This window comes from Streptomyces sp. CB02959 (genome assembly GCF_002803155.1).
GTDB lineage: Bacteria > Actinomycetota > Actinomycetes > Streptomycetales > Streptomycetaceae > Streptomyces.
This window is the reverse complement of the sequence record NZ_NNBP01000002.1, coordinates 82879-97475: the sequence shown is the minus strand read 5'-3', so window position 1 is coordinate 97475 and position 14597 is coordinate 82879. Positions and strand designations below refer to the sequence as shown.

At 73.9% G+C, this 14597-nt stretch carries 7 protein-coding genes; 5 read left to right on the top strand and 2 right to left on the bottom strand.

What is annotated here, in order from left to right; genetic code table 11:
• Positions 1-6: 6 nt before the first annotated feature.
• Complete coding sequence (locus tag CG747_RS03710; protein WP_100600153.1) at positions 7-666, bottom strand: TetR/AcrR family transcriptional regulator; 660 nt, start codon at positions 664-666, stop codon at positions 7-9.
• Between the two features lie 107 nt (positions 667-773).
• Here CG747_RS03710 and CG747_RS03705 point away from each other — a divergent pair, with 107 nt between their 5' ends.
• The 3 genes from CG747_RS03705 (at position 774) to CG747_RS03695 (ending at position 4194) form a co-directional block, all read left to right on the top strand.
• Complete coding sequence (locus CG747_RS03705; protein ID WP_100600152.1) at positions 774-1703, top strand: zinc-binding dehydrogenase; 930 nt, start codon at positions 774-776, stop codon at positions 1701-1703.
• 95 nt (positions 1704-1798) lie between these two features.
• Positions 1799-3034 (top strand): PP2C family protein-serine/threonine phosphatase, encoded by a 1236-nt coding sequence (locus CG747_RS03700; protein WP_100600151.1) that lies wholly within the window; start codon positions 1799-1801, stop codon positions 3032-3034.
• Between the two features lie 470 nt (positions 3035-3504).
• Entirely contained in the window at positions 3505-4194 is a 690-nt protein-coding gene (locus CG747_RS03695; protein ID WP_146022039.1) for a response regulator transcription factor, read from the top strand.
• Here the strand turns inward: CG747_RS03695 and CG747_RS03690 are convergent.
• Positions 4163-6022: a non-ribosomal peptide synthetase gene (locus CG747_RS03690; RefSeq protein WP_180985377.1), complete on the bottom strand. Its 1860-nt coding sequence runs from the start codon at positions 6020-6022 to the stop codon at positions 4163-4165. The two genes, CG747_RS03695 and CG747_RS03690, sit on opposite strands and share 32 nt — an antisense overlap.
• 385 nt (positions 6023-6407) lie before the next feature.
• Here CG747_RS03690 and CG747_RS03685 point away from each other — a divergent pair, with 385 nt between their 5' ends.
• Together CG747_RS03685 and CG747_RS03680 are read left to right on the top strand one after the other, a co-directional pair.
• Positions 6408-8447 carry an AMP-binding protein gene (locus CG747_RS03685; protein ID WP_100600148.1) on the top strand — a complete coding sequence of 680 codons (2040 nt, stop codon included), beginning with the start codon at positions 6408-6410 and terminating at the stop codon, positions 8445-8447.
• Positions 8444-14461, top strand: a complete 6018-nt coding sequence (locus tag CG747_RS03680; RefSeq protein ID WP_100600147.1) for a type I polyketide synthase — start codon at positions 8444-8446, stop codon at positions 14459-14461. Before CG747_RS03685 ends, CG747_RS03680 begins: the two co-directional genes overlap by 4 nt.
• Positions 14462-14597 lie beyond the last annotated feature (136 nt).

Genomic DNA, 14597 nt, shown 5'->3' with positions numbered 1-14597 from the left:
GGCCGGTCAGGGGGCCGGGGCGGTCGTCAAGGTGAGGGCCTCGGGGAGGGCGGCGCAGGAGGCGCGGAGGCGGGTGGCCAGGTCGGCGCGGGTGGGGGTGCCGGGCAGGGACGTCCAGCTGTCCAGCGCGTAGTGGAAGGCGGCGACGAGCAGGTCTACGGCGAGCCGTGGGCGCAGGTCGTCCGCGGCGTCGAGGCCGAAGCGGCGGTGCAGGACGTGGACCGCGGCGCGGCTGGTGTCCTGGCAGAAGCGCAGGCCGTGGGCGTCCATGGACGGGTTCTCGGCGGCGAGTCGGCGGCTGAGGCGGACGCGGTGCGGCCAGTCGGTGGCGGGCGTCCCGTCCAGTGCGCCGAGCAGGGCGTCCTGGAGCAGTTCCATGAGCGGTCCGCGGGTGGGCTCGCGGGTCTCCAGGTCGGCCAGGAAGGCCCGCCAGAGGTCCTGGAGCGGCGCCATGGCGACGTCTTCCTTGCTGGTGAAGTGCCGGAAGAAGGTGCGCTTGGAGGTGTCCACCGCATCGCAGAGCTCGTCGAGCGTCACGCCGTGGAAGCCGCGCTCGGTGAAGCGTTCCAGGGCGGTGACGACCAGGGCTTCCCGGGTCCGCAGCTTCTTGCGTTCGCGCAGCGGAAGGCGGTCTGCGGCGTCGTGCGGTGGAGGTGGGGTGCCCATGCCGGACAGCGTACCCGAGGGGTGAATGCCACTTGCGGGCAGATGCCACTGAGTGGCATAACTGTGGATCACTGGTTCCCGCCGTCTCACGAAGGGTGCACCGCGCCATGCGTGCTCTGCTCGTCGACCGCTCCGCCCCCGCCGGCCTCCGGCTCGGCCGGGCCCCCGAACCCGAACCCGCCCCGCACCAGGCCCTGGTGCGGGTGGCGGCGACCTCCCTCAACTTCGGCGAGGTGAGCATCGGCCTCCAGCAGGCCGCCGACGGCGACGTCCTGGGATGGGACGCGGCCGGGGTGGTCGAGCGCGCGGCGGCCGACGGCTCCGGCCCGGCCGCCGGCACCCCCGTGGTGACCCTCGGACCGGGTGGCGGCTGGGCCGAACTCCGCGCCGTGGACACCGACTTGATGGGAGTGGTGCCCGACGGCGCCGACCCCGGGGCGATCAGCACCATCCCGGTGGCCGGCGCCACCGCACTGCGCGCCCTGCACCGCCTCGGCCCCCTCCTGGGGCGGCGCGTCCTGATCACCGGCGCCACCGGCGGCACCGGCCGCTACGCGGTGCAGCTCGCCCGGCGCGGCGGCGCGCACGTCATCGCCTCCACCGGCTCCCCGGAGCGGCACGGCGCGGGCCTGCGGGAGCTGGGCGCGCACGACGTGATTGCCGACCCCCGGCAGCTCACCGACGCCGTGGACGGCGTCGTCGACCTCGTGGGCGGAAGTCAACTCGTCGACGCCCACGCGCAGTTGACCGAGGGCGGCACGCTGGTCGCGGTCGGGCACTCCGCCCACGCGGACGAGACCTTCCCCTACGGGGCGCTCTTCGGCGACGCGGGGCGGCACGACCGCACCCTCACCACGTTCTTCCTGCTCGGCTGCACCGGACTCGCCCGCGACCTGACATGGCTCGCCGACCGGGTCGCGGCCGGCGAGCTCACCCCGCACCTCGCCTGGCGCGGCAGCTGGGACGGCGCCGCCGGCGCCCTCGACGCCCTGCTCGGCCGGCGGCTCCACGGCAAGGCCGTGCTGGACATCGGCTGAGCCGGGCGGCCCCGGAGCCGAGCCGGGTGGGCAGGGCGGGCCGGTGGTGCGTAGCGTGGTTGCTGAGGAGGGCGGCCCTCTCAGGAGGCGCGCACGTGAGGCCGGAACTCGACTACCGGGCGCTGTTCGTCGCGACACCGAGCCCGTACCTGGTACTGGGTACGGACCTGGTGGTCGTCGACGTCAACGACGCGTACTGCCGGGCCACCGGCCGCTCCTGCGCGGAACTGGTGGGGCAGTACCTGTTCACCGCGTTCCCGGACAACCCCACGGACCGCTTGGCCGACGGGGTGCGCAACCTGCGCGCCTCCCTGGAACGGGTGCTGGACACCGGCCGCCCGGACACCATGCCGGTGCAGCGCTACGACATCCCGATGATCCACCGGCCCGGGGGCTTCGAGGAACGCTGGTGGTCACCGATCAACACGCCGGTCCACGGACCGGACGGGCAGGTGGCCTACATCATCCACCGGGTCGAGGACGTCACCGACTTCGTGCGCGCCCGCCGGGTCCGCGGCGGCGCCCCCTTGGCCGAGCGGGCGCAGAGCATGGAGGCCGAGCTGTACGTCCGGGCCCGTGAACTGCAACGGCTCAACGACGAGCTGCGGGCCGCGCACGCCCGGGAGCGGCAGGTCGCCGTCACCTTGCAGGAGGCGATGCTGCACTCCCCCGACCTGGCCCGGCACAAGGACGTCGCGGTGCGCTACCTGCCGGCGGTCGGCTCGCTGAACGTGTGCGGCGACTGGTACGACGCCGTCGACCTGGCCGACGGCCGCTTCTCGGTCGCCGTCGGCGACGTGGTCGGCCACGGCCTGGAGGCCGCCACCGTCATGGGCATGCTGCGCAGTGCGCTGTCCGCGGCCAGCCGGGCGGTGTCCGGGCCCGCGCAGGCGCTGGAGGTGCTGGGGCTGTACGCCCGCTCCGTGGACGGGGCCCTGGCGACGACCGCGGTCACCGCCCTGATCGACACCCGCTCGAAGCTGATCGTCTACTCCAGCGCCGGCCATCCGCCTCCCGTGCTGCTGGAGGCCCAGGGCACCTGCCGGCTGCTGGACCAGGCCACCGACCCGCCGCTGGGCGCCCGGCCCGAGCACGTGCCCCGCCCGCAGGCCGGTACGGCCTTCCGCACCGGCGACACCCTCGTGCTGTACACCGACGGTCTCATCGAGCGGCGGGACGAGGACATCGACACCGGCCTGGGCCTGCTCACCGAGGCGCTGTCCACCATGAGCCACCTCAGCCCGCAGCGGCTGGCCGACGCCCTGCTCGCCCGGCTCGGCGTGGCGGGCGGCGCCCGGGACGACGTCGCCCTCGTCGTGGTCCGCCTCTGACCCGCGGGCGGCCGCTCGCGCCCTCCGCCGCACGTCAGGCCCGCCCCGGGGACAGAACCGCGCATGGTGCCTATGCCCGGAGATTATGCGACCGATGACCAACAGGTCTTGGACAACGTCACTGAGCCCCATGAAAGTTGAGGGGCCGGAGCTCGTGCCACACCGGATCCCATGGCAAGGACGGTCTGATGTCCCACACGTGCCCGATGTCCTCCGCGTCGCCGACGCGTCGGAACGCACAGCCGTGGCCGCTTCCCGGCACGTCGTCCGGCGCTCCCGTCCCTTCTCCCCACCCGTGCCGCGCCGCGCACTGCCGTGCGCGATGACGAGGGTGGGCAGGGCCCCGGTCGCGCTCACGACCCGGGGCCCTGCCCACCTCCCCCACTCAGCCGCGAGCACGAGAAAGGTTCGCTGTGGTACTTGCCGAATCCCACGCCAGTCCGGAGATCCGCCGGGAGAAACCCGTCAGGGTGGCCATCGCCGACCATCAGGAGTTCGCCCGCGTCGGCATCGGCGCGCTGTTGGAGCGCGGCAAGGAGATCCAGGTGGTCGGCGTGGCCGAGGACTCCTCGGGGGCATTGGACCTGGTGGCGACGGAGCGGCCCGACGTGCTCCTGATGGATGCCTCGCTGCCGCCCAAGGGGTGGCGCGAAGTGAGCAGCGCCGTGCACCGGGCCGGACCGCGGAGATGGCCGACCCGCATGATGGTCATGGTCGACCGGCACACCGACGACCTCCTCCTGAGCGCCATGCGGGGCGGCGTCACCGGTTACGTGCTCAAGGACTCCCCGGACTGGATCCTCTCCACGGCCATCCGCTCGGTCGCCGAAGGCGACACCTTCCTCGCCGGTTCGGTGATCCGCCGCCTCTTCTCCGGCTTCACCCTCCTGCCGAACGACGGCTCGGCCGGCCTGGCCGCGGAGTTGGCCGAACTGAACGAGCGGGAGCTGCACGTGGTCCGCGGCATCGGCAGCGGACTGTCGAACCGGGAGATCTCCCGGCGCCTGGGCGTCGCCGAGAACACCGTCAAGTCGTACGTCTCGGTCATCATGGCCAAGCTCAAGGTGCGCAACCGCGTGGAGGTGGCGCTGACCGCCTGCCGGCTCGGCCTCGTCCCGCTGCGTTCGTTCACCGAAGCGGAGCGGGCGCGGAACCCGTGACGGCCGCCGGGCGGTCGGCCGCCAGCAGCTCGTCCAGGTGCCGGGCGAGCTGCTCGATGCCGGGGTACTCGTAGAAGGCCGCCAGCGGTACGTCGAGTCCGAAGGTCTCGGCCACCGCCCTCCGCACCCGCGGCACGTTCAGGGAGTCACCGCCCAGGGCGAAGAAGTCCGCCTCCGGGCTGTCCGCCGCGACGCCCAGGACGTTCGACCAGATGCCGGCCACCTTCCGCTGTGTGGCCGAGAGTTCGGCGGGTCGGGCGTCCGGCGTCCGGTCCGCGGTGGCCGGGTCCTGGGCGGTGGCCCTGAGGGTGCGCTTGTCGACCTTGCCGGAGACCGTCAGCGGCATCGCGTCGATCAGCACGAACCGGGCGGGCACCATGGCGTGCGGGAGGCGGGCCGCCAGTGCGGACCTCAACTCCGCGGGGGACAGCGCGCCCGGCTCCCTCGGCTGGACGTAGGCGCACAGCTGCCGGTCGCCGGTGCCGCCGTCCACCGGGACGACCGCGGCGTGCAGGACGCCGGGGAGCTCCGCCACGGCCACCTCGATCTCGCCGAGCTCGACCCGGACACCGCGGATCTTCACCTGGTCGTCGATCCGGCCTTCGAAGACCAGGGTGCCGTCGGGCCGCCGGGCGGCGAGGTCGCCGGTGCGGTAGACCCGGAAGCCCGGTTCGCCGTGCGGATCGGCGAGGAAGGCGCGCTCGGTCTCCTCGGGGCGATGGAGATATCCGTGCACCAGGAAACGGCTGCGGACGCGTATTTCTCCGATTTCGCCGTCCGGTACGAGGGTGCCGTCCTCGTGGCACAGCAGCACTTCACGGCCGGGCAGCGGAATGCCTATGGGCACCGTTCGGGAATCGCCGGGGTTTTCCGTGATGCGGTGGTAGGTGGCCAGAATGCATTCGGCCGGTCCGTACATGTTGAAGAGGTCGGCGTTCGGGAACACCCGCCGTGCCTCCTGCGCGAGCGCCGGCGACAGGGCTTCACCGGCGATGGTGATACCGCGCAAGGCGTCCAGGGTGGCGTGCCCGTCCGTGGCCGTCAGTGCGTCGAACAGCGCGCGATACAGGCTCGGTGCGGTCTGAATGTGGGTCACGCCATGGCGGCGAATCCAGTCGAGCACAAGGTGCACATCGGCCTTGACGGCCGGGGGCGGCATCACCAGCGTCGCGCCCGTACCGATGGCGGAAAAAATCTCCACATAGGAGGCGTCGTAGACGAACTGTGCCCATTGGAGCACCTTCGACCGTTCGGTCATCCCGACTTCCGCCGAGAACCAGCGGGTGAACTCGTCGATATTGACGCGCCGCTGGACGATGCCCTTCGGCGTGCCGGTCGAGCCCGACGTGTAGACGATCACGGCGGTGTCCTCGGGGACCGCCCGGGGGCCGCGGCGCCGGCCCAGGCGCTCGACGGCGGCGGTCGCGGTCCCGTCGATCTGCACCACGGCGAGGTCGGGACCGGCCAGGTCGCGGACCAGGCCGTCCCCGCGGCCGCCGGCGTCGGTCACCAGGCACACGGCCCCGGAGTCGGCCAGCACGGTGCGGTTCCGGGCGGCCGGCTGGGCGCCGTCCAGCCAGACGAAGGCGGCACCGGTCTCCACCGTCGCCAGCATCGCCGCCACCGCGTCCGGTCCGCGTTCCAGGCTGAGCGCCACGGTCGTGCCCGCCTCGGCGCCGGTGAAGGCGAGGACATCGGCGTAGTGGTCGATACGGTCGCGTAGCCGGCCGTACGACAGGATTTCACCGTCGGAAATGATGGCGGGTCGTTCGTCGTCTTTGCGGATTCGGTTCGTGAAGTCCATCTGGTGGTGTGTGGAGATACCCACGCCGCACGCTCCGTTCTGGTGCCATCGGGGATATGCGCGCACCAGGGCAATGGCCCGGATCAAGTGCGCCGAAGAGTGCATCGACCGGAGAGCGGTCAACGCCGGGCAGATTATTGGCGGTCCGGAAAGCGGGTCAAGTGGCGTGTTGTTCCGCGGAGTTGTTCGGACACTTCCGGGCGGGCGGAGAAGTACCAACGAAGATGCCCGGATACGCGGAGGTGCCGGGTCGGCCATGAATAGGGACGTCCGACGTTGACCCTGGCCGGGAGCCGAGTCAAAGATCCTCGCGGTACATCGTGACCGTCCGGGAGAAACCCTCGGCAAGGAGTGCACGAAACTCCGGCCGAGTTCCTCCTGGTGTGATAGGCGAGGGGAAGACACTGGAATGAATGCGGCGAGCCATCCCGATACATCTCCCGGGAATCTGGTGGAGGCCCTGCGGCGTCGCGCCGAGCGGAACCCGGACGGCGTTCTCTACACGTATCTGCGCAACGGCGAGGAGGCGGCGGAGAGCCTCACCTCCGGCGCGCTGGACCGGGCGGCGCGGGCGCGCGCCGTCCTGCTCCGGAACGCGGGGCTCGCCGGCGGCAACGTGCTGCTGGCCCACCCGCACGACCTGGAGTTCGTCCGCGCCTTCGCCGGGTGCCTGTACGCCGGCGTCGCGGGCGGCCCGGTCAAGTTCCCGCGCAGCAACCACGACCTGCGGCGGCTGCTGCCGGTGGCGCGAGCCGCCGGGACGACCACGGTGCTCACCACCCGCGCCGGGCACCAGGAACTGCTGGAGCGCTTCCCGGACGCGGCGGAACTCCGGGACCTCCAGTGGATCGAGACCGACGCCGTCGACGAGTCGGCGGCCGGCGACTGGACCCCGACCGAGGTGTCGGGGAGCGATCTGGCGCTGCTCCAGTTCACCTCCGGCTCCACGGGGCAGCCCAAGGGCGTCATGGTCTCGCACGACAACTTCGCCCGGCAGTCGTCGGAGATGAACGACGCGCTGGCCATCGGGAGCGACGGCGTCCTCGTCTCGTGGGCGCCCTTCTTCCACGACCTCGGCCTGGTGTTCAGCGTCGTCAACCCGCTGTGGCTCGGCACGCCCGTCTACCTCATGGCACCGGAGTCCTTCATCCGCCGCCCCCGGCGGCTCCTCGAAGCGATCTCCCGGTTCCGCGGCACCCACTGCGGCGGCCCCAACTTCAGTTACGACCTCTGCGTGCGCAGCGCGGCCGACGAGGTGGACCAACTCGACCTGTCGAGCTGGCGGGTGGCCATCAACGGCGCCGAAACCGTCCGGGACGCCACGCTGCGGGCGTTCGCCGAGACCTTCAAGTCCGCGGGGTTCGACCCCCGGGTGGCCACTCCCGTCTACGGCATGGCCGAGACCACCCTGATCGTGACGGCCAAGCCCCTCGGGGAGGAACCGCGCACCCTGTGGGTGTCGGCGAGCTCCCTCGCGAACGACCGGATCGTGCCGGTGGCCCCGGAGAGCCCCGACGCCACGCCCGTCGTCAGCTGCGGCGTCCCCCAACCGGGCACCCGGGTGCGGATCGTGGACCCGGTGCGGGCCCTGCCCTGCGACGACGGCGAGATCGGGGAGATCTGGGTGCAGGGCCCCTGCATCACCGGGGGGTACTGGAACCTTCCGGACGTCACCGAGGAGACCTTCGGGGCCCGGATCGCCGGGCAGGAGGCGGAGGGCGCCTTCCTGCGCACCGGTGATCTGGGGTTCCGGTACGACGGGGAGCTGTTCGTCGCCGGACGCCTGAAGGACGTGATCATCCTCCAGGGGCACAACCACTACCCGCAGGACATCGAGTACGTGGCCGAGAGCTGCCACCCCTCCCTGGCCAGTGGCGCGACGGCCGCCTTCCCGGTCGAACGCGACGGTGAGGAACGGCTCGCCGTCGTCGTCGAGGTGGCGGGCGGCGTGGCGAAGGAGGTCGGCGCCGAGGCCCTGGCGCAGCGGGTCAGGGACGCCATCTGGGAGGACTGCCAGGTCACCGCTGCCGAGGTGGTGATCGTGCGGCGGGGCGCGCTGGCGAAGACCACCAGCGGCAAGATCCAGCGCCGCGAGTGCCGGCGCCGCCTGGAGAGCGGGGAGTTCGAGCGGGCGACGCTGGCCGCGCTGAGTACCGCCCCCGGCCGCCCGGCACCCGGCAGCACGCCCGCCGCCGCGACCGCACTGCCCGGCGCCCTCCTCAAGCCGCTGGTGCGCACCCTGCTCTCCCGCATCGTCGGGGTCGCCCCGGCGGAGATCGCCGACGACCGGTCCTTCTCCCACTACGGCCTCAACTCGATCGGCGCGGAGCAGCTCGCCGCCGCCCTGGAGCCCGTGGTGGGGCGGCCGGTGCCGGTGATGCAGGTGCTCAACCACGCCACCGTCGACCAACTCACCGCCGCACTGGGCGCGTCGGGAGGGGCACAGTGAGGAGCGCGGCCGGCACCGCGGACGGTACCGCCGCCGACCCGGACGGGCACGCCATCGCGGTCGTCGGGATGGCCTGCCGCTTCCCCGGCGGGGTGCGCGGCCCCGAGGACCTGTGGCGGCTCTCGCTGGCGGGCGAGGACGCCGTCGCCGAGATCCCGCGGTCCCGCTGGCAGGCCGCCGACCGGTACGCGCCGGATCCGGAGCAGCCGGGCGGGATCAGCACCAAGTGGGCCGGCTGCATCGAGGACGTGGACCGTTTCGACGCCGGCTTCTTCGGCATCTCGCCGCACGAGGCCCGGCAGATGGACCCGCAGCAGCGGCTGCTGCTGGAGACCGCGCACGAGGCGCTGGAGGACGCCGGTGTGCCCCGGCGCTCTCCGCTGCTGGCCGGCGGCGGCGTCTTCGTGGGCATCAGCGGCAGTGACTACGGCCGGCTGCTGGGCCGGGACCTGGCGGCCGTGGACGCGCACTTCAGCACCGCGCAGGCCAGCTCGATCGCCGCGAACCGGCTGTCGTACGTCTTCGACATGACCGGGCCGAGCCTGGCGGTGGACACCGCCTGCTCCTCCTCCCTGGTCGCCGTGCACCTCGCCGTGCGCAGCCTGCGGACCGGGGAGTGCGGGCTCGCCCTGGCGGGCGGGGTCAATGTGGTGCTCGCCCCCGACCAGTGGGTGTCGGTGTCCAAGGCGGGCATGATGTCGCCGACCGGCCGGTGCCGCTCGTTCGGGGCCGAGGCCGACGGGTTCGTCCGCAGCGACGGCTGCGGTGTGGTGGTGCTCAAGACGCTGGCCCGGGCGCGCGCCGACGGCGACCGGGTGCTGGGGGTGATCCGGGGCTCCGCGGTCAACCAGGACGGCAGCAGCAACGGTCTGACGGCGCCCAACGGTCCCGCCCAGGAGGCGGTCATCCGCGCGGCGCTGGCCGATGCCGGCACCGGCCCGGAGCGGATCGGCCTCGTGGAGGCGCACGGGTCCGGTACGCCGCTGGGCGACCCCATCGAGATCGGCGCCCTGGCCGCCACGTACGGACGGGCCGGCGAGCCGGCCGACCCGTGCCTGGTGACGTCCGTCAAGTCCAACCTCGGCCACACCGAGGCCGCGGCGGGCATGGCCGGGCTGATCCGGCTTCTGCTGTGCCTGCGCACCGGGCAGGTGCCGGGCACGCTGCACACCACCGCCCTGAACCCGCGGCTGCCGCTGGACGGCACCCGCCTGGCCGTCACACGGCGCACGGAGCCCTGGCGGTCCCGAGGGCCCCGGGTCGGCGCGGTGAGCTCCTTCGGGTTCGGCGGCACCAACGCGCACGTCATCGTCGAGCAGCCCGCCCCGGAACCTGCCCGGGAGGCGTACCGGCCGCCCGCGCGGCACGTGCTGCCGCTCTCCGCCGCGGCCGAGGAATCCCTGGGGGAACTCGCCGCCCGCTATCTGACGGCCCTGGACGCCCTGCCCGACGGCGACCAGCCGCTGGGCGACCTGTGCCACAGCGCCGCCGTGTGCCGCGGGCACCACCCGGTCCGGGCCGCGTTCACCGGCCGGGACCGGGCGGAGCTACGGCGGCGGCTGGCCGCCTTCCGCCAGGGCGCCCCGGGCCCGGACGCCCCGGCCGCGACGGGCGGCGCGCCCTGGCGGGACACCGTCTTCGTCTTCTCCGGTCAGGGGCAGCGGCCGGCCGGGAGCGGCGCGGACCTGCTGGCCGAGCCGGTGTTCGCCGCGCACGCCCGGCGCTGCGCGCGGGCCTTCGACGCGGAACTGGGCGTGTCCGTCCTCGACGAGCTGAGCGGTGCGGACGGGGCCGCCGAGCGGTCCGCCGGGCGCACCGACGTCGAGCAGGCGGTGCTGTTCACCCTGCAGACCGGACTGGCCCGGCTGTGGGAGTCGTTCGGGGTGGCGCCCGCCGCGGTGCTCGGGCACAGCGCGGGCGAGGCGGCGGCGGCCCACGTCAGCGGGCTGCTGGACTTCGACGCCGCGACCGCCCTGGTGCTCGCCCGCGGCGCGGCCATGCAGGCCGCGTCGGGAGCGGGGCAGATGGTGTCGGTGTCGGCCCCGATGGAGGAGGTCGCGCCGCTGCTGGCGGGGTATGACGCGCTGGTGGTCGCGGTGGAGAACGGGCCCCGCAGTGTGGTGGTCTCCGGGCCCGCGGCCGGGGTGCGGGAGTTCACGGACGAGCTGGCGCGCCGCGGGCTCTCCCACCGGCCGCTGTCCGGCGGCTTCGCGTTCCACAGCCCCGCCATGGCGCCGGCGGCCGCCGCCCTGCGCGCCACCGGCGCGGGCCGGCCCACCGGCCCGTGCGCGGTGCCGTTCTTCTCGTCCGTCACCGGTGCCCTGTTCGACGCCGCGCGGCCGGACCCGGGGCACTGGGCGGACGGCGTCGCGGGGCGGGTGCACTTCCGGCAGGCCGTGCGGTCGGCGGTGACCTGGGGCTTCGCCAACTTCCTCGAAATCGGGGCGCGTTCGACCCTGGAGGGCGCGGTCCGCGCCACCGCCGCCGAGGCCGGGACGACGGCGCAGGTGCTGCACGGTGCGCGGCCCCGCGGCGACGGTGCCGCCGGGCCCCGCGCGGTACTCGCCGAACTGTACGTGCGCGGCGCCGACATCGACTGGCAGGCGGTCTGCGCCGGGGGCCGCTACCTGCCGGGCACCCCCGCGTACCCCTGGCAGCGCCCGCGCCACTGGGCGCTGCCGGACCGGCCCGGCGCCGACGAGGAGTGCGCCGCCCCGACGGGTCACGCGCCGACCGACCACGAGCCGACGCCCCCGGGCGTCAACAGGAGGATTCCCTTGACAGAGCAGCACGACTGGGCGGTCGACGAGGTCCGCGGCGCACTCTCCCAGGTGCTCGGCCATCCGCGGGAGGACATCGCGGAGGGGGCCAGGTTCCTGGAGTTGGGCGCCGACAGCATCCTGCTGCTGCGCCTGGTGACCGCCGTGAACGAGCGGCACGGCACCGCGTTCAAGGCGCACGACCTGTTCGAGACGTACGCGACGGTCGGCGACCTCGCCGCGGCCCTGGCGAAGGCGTCCCCGGCCCCGGGCCCGGCGGAGCCCGTGGCGCCGGTGGCGCCCGTACCGTCCGCACAGCCCGTCGCCACGCAGGCGCCACGGCCCGCCGCGGCGCCCGCCACGGCCCTCGTCGAGCAGGTGGTGCGCGACCAACTCGCGCTCATGCAGCAGCAGTTGTCGCTGCTCGGGCAGTCGCCCGCGGGCGGGCCGACGCGGTCGGCCGCCGCGCTCCCCGCGGCGCCGGCCGGTCCCCCGGCGGTGACCGCGCGACCCGCCCCGGCGACGCCCCCGGCGCCGGGGCGCGCGAGCCCCCGCCCGGGCGCGGCGGCAGCGGCCGGCAGCGGGCTGACCGCGCGCCAGCAGGAGTACGTGGACGGCATCGTCCGGCGGGTGGAGGGGCGCAGCCCGCGGTCGAAGCAGCTCGCCGGCCGCTACCGCAAGCACCTGGTGGAGAGCCGCACCTGGGCCAACTTCCGCCCGGAGCTGAAGGAACTCAACTTCCCCATCGCCGTGCAGCGGGCGCGCGGCGCCCGCTTCTGGGACGTGGACGGCGCCGAGTACACCGACTACTGCCTGGGCTTCGGCGTGCACTTCCTCGGCCACAACCCGCCGTACGTCGAGGAGGCCGTCGCCCGGCAGCTGGGGCGGTCGGTGTCCCTGGGCCCGCAGCAGGAGCTGACCTACCAGGTCGCCGAGCAGTTCTGCCGGGTGACCGGGCACGACCGGGTGACGTTCACCAACACCGGCTCGGAAGCGGTCATGGGCGCGGTCCGGCTGGCCCGGCTGGCCACCGGCCGGCCCAAGGTGGCCTACTTCGAGAAGTCGTACCACGGCATCACCGACGGCATGCTCGGGCGGGGCACCGGGGAGTTCGGCGGCGTCGACCCGATCTCCCCCGGCCTGTCGGGCGGTTCGCTGGCCGATGTGGTGGTGCTGCCGTACGACGACCCGGCCTCCCTGGAGTACCTCCGGGCGCACGCCCACGAGATCGCCGCGGTCCTGGTCGAACCGGTCCAGGCGCGCAACCCGGTGACCCAGCCCGTGGCGTTCCTGCGCCGGCTGCGGGAGTTGACCGAGACCACCGGCACCGTCCTGATCTTCGACGAGATGATCACCGGCTTCCGGGTCGGGATCCGCGGCGCCCAGGGCCTCTTCGGCATCACCCCGGACCTGGCCACCTACGGGAAGGTGCTGGGCGGCGGGCTGGGCATCTCGGCCATCGCCGGGAAGCAGGCGCTGCTGGACGGCCTCGACGGCGGGGACTGGGCCTACGGGGACGACAGCGCACCGTACGCGGAGACCACGCTGTTCGGCGGGACGTTCCAGAAGCATCCACTGTCGATCGCCGCGGCCGGTGCCGTGCTGACCCACCTCGAAGAGCACGGGGAGCGCCTCTACCAGGAGGTCAACGACCGGTCCGCCGGACTCACCAGCGCCCTGTCCGACCTCTTCCGGCAGCGCGAACTCCCCTACTCGGTCGCCACCTTCGGCTCGCTGTGGCGCTTCCAGTACGGCGGGCTCTCCAATCTGTACCAGCCGCTCCCCCTGGAGATGCTGTACCACAGCCTGCTCGCGGACGGCCTGTACGTCTGGGAGGGCCGGACGTTCTTCCTCTCCACCGAACACACCGACGGCGACGCCGAGCGGTTCCTGGCCGCGGTGGACCGGAACCTCGACGCGCTGCACGAGGCGCAGTTCCTCACCCTGGGCGGCGGCGCGGACCGGACCGGCCGGGCGGCGGCGCCCGCGGAGCCCCGCGCCCAGTGGCCGATGTCCGCCCAGCAGCGCGAACTGTGGGCGCTGTGCCGCCGCACGGAACCGGACTCGGTCGCCTACAACGAGGCGGTGTTGCTCGAACTGCACGGCCCGGTGGACGGCGCGGCCCTGGGCACGGCCCTGGCGGCGGTGCGGCAGCGGCATCCGGCCCTGCGCGCCGTGTGCTCGCCCGACGGTGCGCAGTTGCGCGTCGTCGAGACCGCGGACGAGGTGCTGCGGTGCGCCGAAGCGGCCGACGACGACGCGGCGGAGGCGGCCGTCGACGCCTTCGTGAACGCGCCGTTCGACTTCGAGTCCGGGCCGCTGTTCCGCTGCCTGCTGCTGCGGCGCGCCGAGGACCGCAGCGATCTGGTGATCGCGGCCCACCACCTCGTCTTCGACGGGATGTCCGTGACCACGGTCCTCACCGATCTGGGCACCGCCTACGCGCAGGCACTGGACGGAGTGGACCCGGCGGCGGAGGTCGCCGTGCGGCAGCCCGCGGCGCTGCCGGCCAACCCGGTGTCGGCGGACCTCGTGAGCTACTGGCGCCGCCGGCTCGCCGACTCCCCCGCTCCGCTGTGGGGCGCCGGTCCGGCCGCGGACGGGCCCCGGACCGGCCGTCCGGCGCGCCGGACGTTCCAGCTGGACCAGGAGGTGTGGGACGCCGTGACCGCGCGCTGCCCCGCGCTGCGCTGCACCCCGTTCATGGTGGCGTTCAGCGCGTTCACGGCGGCGCTGCACGCCACGTGCGGCCGGGACGACCTGGTGGTGTCGGTCCCCGTCGACCAGCGGCCCGGCGAGCGGGAGCGGGACTGGGTCGGGCACTACGTCAGCTACGTGCCGGTGCGCAGCACGGCGGGGGCCGCCGACGCGCGGGCCCACCACGACCGGACGAGCCGCCTGCTGACCCAGGACCTCGGGCACGCCGACGTCCCGCTGCACACCGTGCTGGACGCGCTGGAGCAGGAGGGCGCCGTGCCGGACGCCTGGCGCACGCGCCGGGAGGTGACCTCGGTGGTCTTCGATCTCAACCCCGCCGTCCCCACGGTGAAGTTGGGCGCGGTCACCGGCGAGCTGCGGCTGCCGGAGGTGGCGGAGGCCAAGTTCGACCTCTTCTTCGACGTCATCCCCGTCGAGGGCGGTGTCCTGGTCGACATCATGCACCGGGACCATGTGCCCGCCGGGGACGTGGAGCGGCTGTGGACGCAGTGGTGCGCGGCGCTCCGCCGGATCATCGAGGACACCCCGGCGGGCTGAGCCGCACGGTGGGCTGAGCCGCACGGTGGGCCGGGGCGCACGGTGGGCTGAGCCGCACGGTGGGCCGGGGCGCACGGTGGGCTGAGCCGCACGGTGGGCCGGGGCGGGCGCGGAGGTGCGACGCGGCCGCCCCGGC